Origin of the sequence: Flavobacterium microcysteis, assembly GCF_006385255.1 — a bacterium.
Classification (GTDB): domain Bacteria; phylum Bacteroidota; class Bacteroidia; order Flavobacteriales; family Flavobacteriaceae; genus Flavobacterium; species Flavobacterium microcysteis.
In genome coordinates this window covers 1-246 of sequence record NZ_VFJE01000012.1, presented here as the reverse complement: position 1 = coordinate 246, position 246 = coordinate 1, and the positions used below count along the sequence as shown (strand labels likewise).

Annotated in this window: 1 protein-coding gene; it reads right to left on the bottom strand. The window is 55.3% G+C overall.

What is annotated here, in order from left to right; genetic code table 11:
* Positions 1-246: hypothetical protein (locus tag FJA49_RS18525; RefSeq protein ID WP_233590039.1), on the bottom strand; the 246-nt coding region annotated here is incomplete at both ends.

The window sequence follows — 246 nt, the reverse complement described above, 5'->3', positions numbered from 1 at the left end:
CGCCAGGGTTCTGGTTCGTATAGGCATTGGCAGGGTCGATAAGCGTGCCCGCAAGGGTGTAGAACGCAACGGTATACCCCGGAAGGTTACTTGTAAGGTTGCCGATCTGCGTGGTAAGGTCAAATACCGTGTACCCGTCATTAGGAAGGGCCTCGTCGCAAAGCGAGTATTCCACATGCGGGAAGGACAGCGACGGGTTGATCACTACCTTGAAGCTGCCTAGCTTGTAGCATCCCGTGGCGGTAT